This is a genomic window from Aestuariivirga sp. (assembly GCF_044238155.1).
Taxonomy (GTDB): Bacteria; Pseudomonadota; Alphaproteobacteria; order Rhizobiales; family Aestuariivirgaceae; genus Aestuariivirga.
Genome location: NZ_JBIIDX010000013.1, coordinates 25,230 through 31,421, shown reverse-complemented (window position 1 = coordinate 31,421; position 6,192 = coordinate 25,230). Strand labels below are relative to the sequence as shown.

5 protein-coding genes are annotated in these 6,192 nt (G+C 58.8%); all 5 read right to left on the bottom strand.

What is annotated here, in order from left to right:
- Positions 1–1,210, bottom strand: a 1,210-nt coding sequence (locus ACILRN_RS02670; protein ID WP_395685283.1) for an FGGY-family carbohydrate kinase, incomplete at its 3' end; no start/stop codon positions are given.
- A gap of 71 nt (positions 1,211–1,281) precedes the next feature.
- Positions 1,282–2,802: an ABC transporter substrate-binding protein gene (locus ACILRN_RS02665; protein WP_395685281.1), complete on the bottom strand. Its 1,521-nt coding sequence runs from the start codon at positions 2,800–2,802 to the stop codon at positions 1,282–1,284.
- 44 nt (positions 2,803–2,846) lie between these two features.
- Entirely contained in the window at positions 2,847–3,758 is a 912-nt protein-coding gene (locus tag ACILRN_RS02660; protein ID WP_395685279.1) for a carbohydrate ABC transporter permease, read from the bottom strand.
- Positions 3,755–4,693: a carbohydrate ABC transporter permease gene (locus ACILRN_RS02655; protein WP_395685277.1), complete on the bottom strand. Its 939-nt coding sequence runs from the start codon at positions 4,691–4,693 to the stop codon at positions 3,755–3,757. Before ACILRN_RS02655 ends, ACILRN_RS02660 begins: the two co-directional genes overlap by 4 nt.
- Positions 4,694–4,866: 173 nt before the next feature.
- Positions 4,867–6,189, bottom strand: a complete 1,323-nt coding sequence (locus ACILRN_RS02650) for an NAD(P)H-dependent oxidoreductase (protein WP_395685275.1) — start codon at positions 6,187–6,189, stop codon at positions 4,867–4,869.
- Between the last annotated feature and the right edge of the window lie 3 nt (positions 6,190–6,192).

Genomic DNA, 6,192 nt, shown 5'->3' with positions numbered 1-6,192 from the left:
CGGCGAAATGTGTGATCGGTGAAGTCGCTGCGGCCACCTTGTTGGTCATCATGGCCTGTTCGAGAGCAACGCCCTCGAGCAGGGCACGATAAATGTCACCACGACTGTGATTGCCCGAAAGCCCAGCGATCACGCCGCGCGCGGCCGAATCCCAGTAAGGCGTCATGCAGCCAGACCAGTAGGGGACCAGGACGAGACCATGTGCACCGATCGGCGAGGCAGCGGCCTCTTCTTCGAGCGCCTTGAAGATCAAGGTATTCTTTGCAGGATTGACGTTGAACAGCCGTTCGACCATCCAGTTGACTAGGAACGTGCCGGTGCGGATTGCCGTCTCGAAAGAGAAGCCTGTCTCAGCCACCGCCATCATGGTACGGAAGGCGCGATCGGCAACATAGGTCTTTCCATAGCTGCCGGACACCGCCGCTGTTCCGAGGTTCACATAGGCCCGCCCGGGCGTGAAGATGTTGGCGCCGGTGCCTGCGCACTGGCCATCGCCACCACCAGCAATCACCGGTGTTCCGGGCTGCAGGCCTGTAAGCTTTGCGGCGCGTTCGGAAACTTCGCCCATGACCGTGCCGGACCGGTGAAGCAGGGGAAGCTGTTCCCGCTTGAGGCGGGCGGCCTTCAAAAGCGTTTCCGACCAGTCGTAGGAAGGCACGTCCAGCAGGCCCATAGGATCGGCGGATGCGATAGAGGTGGCCCACTTGCCAGTAAGGAAATGGGCGAGAATGCCGTGGACTTCCGCGGTCTTTTCGGTCCGGGCCCAGAGCCTGGGCATGTGGTCGGCCAGCCAGCGGCAGCGATAAAGGCATGGCGTTACATCTACGGGTTTGCCCGAGATACGATGGATCGTTTCCGCACCAAGCTCGGAGGAAATGTCTTTCATTTCCTTCTGGGAGCGCTCATCGAGCCAGAGGGTGCCCGGGCGCAGAGCCTTACCCTTTGAATCGAACTGCGCAAAGCTCTCGCGTTGGTTCGAGATGGCCAGGCCTGCGATGCGATGGCTGTCAATCTTTCGAGTAAGCTGTTTCAGGGCCTTGGTCGCAGCACCGGTCCAGTCAGCGACATCCTGTTCAAACCAGCCGGGATGGGGCGTCGACAGGGGGACAGGAGCACGACCCTCTGCCACGCTCTTGCCGCGTCGGTCAAAGGCAATTGCCTTTGTAGACGTGGTTGAGGAGTCTATCCCTATGACCAGATCGCGGCGCATGTGCTTTTGCTGTTGAACCTGAGACAAGAAACGAAGGCGGCATTGAAGCCGCCTCCGTCCGTTGTTGTCGCTTAGAGGCCCGATTCGGCCACGGAGGCATCAATCGCTGCAGCGATCGTATCCATGCACTTCTTGGCGTCTCCGCCGAAGTCCTGGCCCGTGAGCAGCTTGCCAAGGTTGACGGGAATCTCGTTGTTCGAGAAGCCAGCCCACAGCGGCATGTCGGGTTCGGAGGCGATGTCGTTGTTGATGGTTTCCAGAACGACGGGCAGGTGGCGCGTCGTGCCGGGACCGACAACTTCCTTGGCCTTGACGCGCGGATCGGCGAAGGACGAGGTCCGCATCGGGGCGAAACCACCGCCGAGGGTGCAACGCACCATGATGTCCTTCGAGCAGGCCCACTGCATGAACAGCCAGGCGGCGTCGATGTTCTTGGAATACTTCGACAGGCCGAGGATCGAACCGCCCTGGTGGCCCCAGTTCGGAACTTCGCCGAAGCCAGCCTTGTCGACAGGCCGCAGGCCGTTCTTGCCCTGGATCGGACGCTTGATTTGCCAGAGGCCTTTGACCTTGGAATCGTCGGCGTCCCAACCAGGGAAGAACTCGTCCCACGAGTTGATGAGAGCCACCTGGCCGGAAGCACCCATCTGCCACTGGCCATCCCAGGTCGAGTTGGTCGACTCGGGTGGCGCGTTCTTGAGCCACTCCTGATAAAGCTGGAGGCCACGCACAGCGGCTTCGTCATTACCGGAGAACTTCTTGTCGGCGGTGAAGATCGAGCCACCCTCGTTCCACACCATCTGCGTCCAGTCGCAGTTGAGCGAGTAGTGACCAGATTTCGCCTGCAAGCCGGTGCCATACATACCGTTGCCTTTTTCGGCTTCGGTAATCGCCTTCACGGCGGCTGTGAACTCGTCGACCGTGTTTGGCGGAGCGATTTTGTGCTTCTCCAGAATGTCGGCGCGGTACATCGTGCAGAAGATCGGGATGTCGAAGGGAATGCCGGCCCACTTGCCTTCATAGAGGGCAAGGCCGTCAACCAGCGGCTTCGAGAAGTCATCAAAGTCGAAGCCTGGCATGGCCAGGTCCGGCTTGTCCTTGTAGTATTGAACGGGGTCAATCGTGTCCTGCGAGAAGGTCGCAACCCACGACTGGTCGAGGTAGTACAGGTCATAGGTGCCAAGCTCGCCCTGAACGTCCTGTGTAGCCTTGGCGAGCACCTGCTCGAGCGGCACGATTTCGATCTCGACTTCGATGCCGGTGAGTTCAGTGAATTCGCCCTTCAGCTTGTCGAGCACTACGGTCGGCGGTGTTGCTTCCGACGTGTAGCGGATCTTGGCGCCCTTGAAGGGTGTAGAGACATCCTTCAGCCACTTATTCATCTCGGCGTCCTGCGCGTAGGCGGCATCGCCTACCAGGCCCGTGCCGCGGAACGGACGGGTGCCGCCAAGCAGCATCGTGTTGAACGCCGAGAAGCCGATGCCAGCCAAGCCAGCTTTGCGCAAGAATTCGCGCTTGCTGATGCGGCGTGCACCGAAGTCCTTCGCCAGATCGGCGATATAGGTTTTCTTGTCGTACTCTTTAAAGCTCATCAAGTTCCTCCCATGGGTTTGAGCTCAGGTTCTCGCGCACGTCATCACTCTTTCAGGGAGCCAAGAGTGAGGCCGCGCACCAGATGCTTTTGAACGAGCAGAATGAAGATGAAGCTGGGGATCACGGCAGCTGTACCCAGAGCCGCGATGAAACCCCACTCATTGCCCGTCGATGTCACGAAGGTCTGAATCTTGACCGGAACCGTGCGGATATCAGTTGTGAGAAAAAGTGACAGCAGAAACTCTGTCCACGAAAAGATGAACACCAGAACTGCCGAGGCAGCGACGCCGCCCTTGACCATTGGCAAGACGACTTTGCGAAACGTCTGCCAGCGGGTGGCGCCATCAATCATTGCGGCTTCGTCGACGTCTTTGGGAACGTCATCAAGGAAGGACTTCATCAACAGAACCGCGATCGGCAGGTTCATCAGCGCATAGATCATCATGAGCCCGATATAGCCCATGTAAAGATTGTCCGTGTCGCGCAGGCCTGCCACCTTGTAGATAGTGACCAACGGAATGAGGATGGCAATTGGCGGCATGAAGCGTTGGCCCAATACCCAATTGAGGTAGCTGCCACGGCCGCGAAAGGTCATGCGCGAAATGGCGTAGGCGGCGAAAACGGCAACACCCATGGTGACCGCCGTCGCGCCAAGCGACACGATAATGGATTCCAGAATGGACTGTCGCGAGTCATAGGCGTCGGCGCCGGCAACGCCCATTCCGAGGCCCTCGTCGATTGCGATTTGCGAGCGAGATTGGCCAAACAGCGTAACGCCATAGTTGATGAAGGTAGGCGTAAAGTCGAAGAAGTTGACGCGGTCCTTATCAAATATCGCCGAAATCGGCTTTATCGATGTCAGTGCCCACCAGAAGATGGGGAACATAAACAGGCCCGTTACGGTGACGGCAGCGACATCGCGCAAAATGCGAAGGGGGCGGGAGCCTTCCATCATAGCTTGACCTTGAAGATCTTCATGAATGCGGAGGACAGGGCAATCACGATGATGAGCGTGAGCAGTGCGACGGTTGATGCATAGGGAAAGTCGGCATTTCCAAAATAGATTCGACCCGCGTAGGACGTGAGCGTCTCAGTTGCCGTTCCAGGCCCAGAATCCGTCATGACTTTCACGTAATCGAAGGCGCGGAAGAGATCGATGCCGCGAATCAGGACGGCAATCGCAATCACCTTGGACATCATCGGCAGTGTGAGTTTGAAGAACGTCTGTACGGCATTGGCGCCATCGATGGCGGCGGCTTCAAACGGTTCCTTTGGCAGCGACCGCAGCCCCGCCAGCATGATCAACACCATGAAAGGCGTCCACTGCCAGATCTCGGCCAGCAATACTCCAGCCATGGCGGTCGAGGCGTCACCGAGTATTGAGAAACCAGTCGGCAGAAGTCCCATTGCGATGAGGCCGCGGCTGAGCACGCCAAACGAGCCATTGAGCATCAGGAGGAACATCATGGCCGTCACGGCGGGCGGAATGACGAGCGGCAGTGTCATCAGGGCACGCAACACGCCGTAGCCACGGCGGTCTGAATCAAGCAGCAGCGCAATAAGCATGCCAAGCACGAGTTGAAAGACCAAGGCCACGCCGGTGTAGACGAAGGTATTAAAAAGCGCGTTCCACACTCGCTCGTCGGACATTATCTTCGTCCAGTTATGGTCAATATCGAAGACCATTTTCCGGGTGGCAGCGTTCTTCTTGTAGAATGAAAGGCCAATTGCGTAGAGGAGGGGGTAGATTCCAAACACGGCCATCAGGGCAGCGGCGGGAAACAGCCAGGGGAAAGGCGATTCAGATGTGAGCCAACCGGGAAGCCACGTACGGCGTGCTCCCGGACCATCGTACTTGCCATGTGTCAGGCTGGCGGTCGCTGCAGCCATCTTGATGCTCTCCTGGATGCCCGACTTACCGGACATTGCATTTGTTATTCTGAGAACACAAAAGTTCTCATTCAACTCTAGGGGCTTTGTAGAGGCTGAGTCAACTTAAAGGCCTGTCACCCTTTGTCTGTTTGCAGTGCAAATAAAGTGTGCACCGCAACAAGAGTCCACAGTCACAGTGCATGGAAACGTGCATCCTCCTGATCCAGCCGGCGGCGGATCTGGGTCACGATCAAGCTGTCGTCAGGCACACAATTGTCATAGGTCAGCCGTTCGCCTGCCCTGACTGGTTTGACGACCCGGGCCCCTTGGGCGAGGCCGAGGGGAACCGCGTTGGCGCTGCGCGCCTCGGCATGTGTCATAGCCCAAGCGCGATAGTCCGTCTCGCCGATGCGGCCGAGAATCTCTCCCGGAGCGAGGTTGCGCTTGGCAAGGGTAACAGCTTCAGCCACGGGCCCAGGAAGGGGTACCATATCGGCCTGGCGATGCAGCACGGCGCGCGCCGCCGAGAGCGGTACTTCCATGCTGGTCAGGTGATAGGGGCGGAGCAGGGTGAAATAGGGCCCCTTGCCTACCTTTAGATCAATCATGCGTTCCTGCAGGCGCGGGTGATCGGTCGTGACGATGCAGAACACGCCGGGTGCAACGCCTTTGCCGATTGAATAGTCGACACATCCCGCCTTCGAGAGAACGCCGCCATCTCCGCGCGGGATCAGTACCGAGGCCAGCTCATCGCGGGTGGCGGCGGGGCCGTGCATGCCTGGAACGTCAGGTACGAGACCTGTGCAGTTGGCGATCGCCACCATCTCGACCATTGTCTTGGAGCCGTCGACAAATTCAACCAGCATGCGGGCATTCATGTTGCGCTGGGCAGCCTCGTGCTCATAATCCGCCGGCACGGCATCGAACTTGAGGGGGTTGTTCTTGCCCTTGCCTGCACAGACAACTTGAAGACCTATGGATTGTGCAAAACCAATCAGTTCGAGGGCCGCAGCAGGTTCATCGCCTGCTGCGCCGGTATAGACGACTCCAGCGCGGCGGGCGGCCTCATGCAGATGGCGGCCAATGGTGATGTCAGCCTCGACATTGAGCATGACTACGTGCTTGCCATGCGCGATGGCAGTGAGCGCAAACTGGGTGCCAGTGTTTGGGTTACCGGTGGCGTCAATCACCACGTCAAGGCGGCCAGCCCTTGCCAGTATCTCGGGATCGGAGGTGATGGCGATTCGCCCGGCCTCAATTGCCGCATCAATCGCAGTTGCTGTCTCGGCATAGATGGTCTGGTCTGAGTCAAAGCCCGCCAATGCCGCTGCAGCCTTGGCCTGTGGCGGGCGCATCTCGGCCACTGCTCCCAGCCTGAGACCTGGCATGCGGGCGAGTTGGACCACAATATCGGTGCCCATCTGCCCACAGCCTGCGAGGCCAATGGTAACCGGTTGGCCTGTTTCAGCCCTGGCCTTCAGTTCTGCAACGAGCGGAGAGACCCCTGCAATCACGTT

Coding starts and splice junctions, on each gene's coding strand:
- ACILRN_RS02665 (WP_395685281.1), bottom strand. CDS start 2,802: ATGAGCTTTAAAGAGTACGACAAGAAAACCTATATCGCCGATCTGGCG.
- ACILRN_RS02660 (WP_395685279.1), bottom strand. CDS start 3,758: ATGATGGAAGGCTCCCGCCCCCTTCGCATTTTGCGCGATGTCGCTGCC.
- ACILRN_RS02655 (WP_395685277.1), bottom strand. CDS start 4,693: ATGGCTGCAGCGACCGCCAGCCTGACACATGGCAAGTACGATGGTCCG.